Below are 285 nucleotides of genomic sequence, written 5' to 3'. Positions count from 1 at the left end.
AACATTCAGCTCGCCGACGGCACGCGACCGGACTGGGCGAGGCGATTGCCCGAGGAGTTGTTGTCGGCGGCACCGGATACGAATCTGGCGACACCGGTCTTCGACGGGGCCCGCGAGGAAGAACTCGCCGGGTTGATGGCGTCCACACTGCCCAACCGCGACGGCGACGTCATGGTCGGAGCGGATGGAAAGGCGACATTGTTCGACGGCCGCACGGGCGAGCCTTTTCCGTACCCGGTCGCGGTCGGTTACATGTACATCTTGAAGCTGCATCACTTGGTCGAT

Annotated in this window: 1 protein-coding gene; it reads left to right on the top strand. The window is 63.5% G+C overall.

Annotated features, from left to right (window positions below; all coding sequences use genetic code 11):
- Nucleotides 1-285: hypothetical protein (locus tag ON29_RS23015; RefSeq protein WP_040869407.1), on the top strand; the 285-nt coding region annotated here is incomplete at both ends.

The sequence above is a fragment of the Nocardia exalbida NBRC 100660 genome (assembly GCF_000308575.1).
Lineage (GTDB): Bacteria > Actinomycetota > Actinomycetes > Mycobacteriales > Mycobacteriaceae > Nocardia > Nocardia exalbida.
Note: the sequence above shows the minus strand (reverse complement) of the source record. Positions and strands in the feature narration are given on the sequence as shown.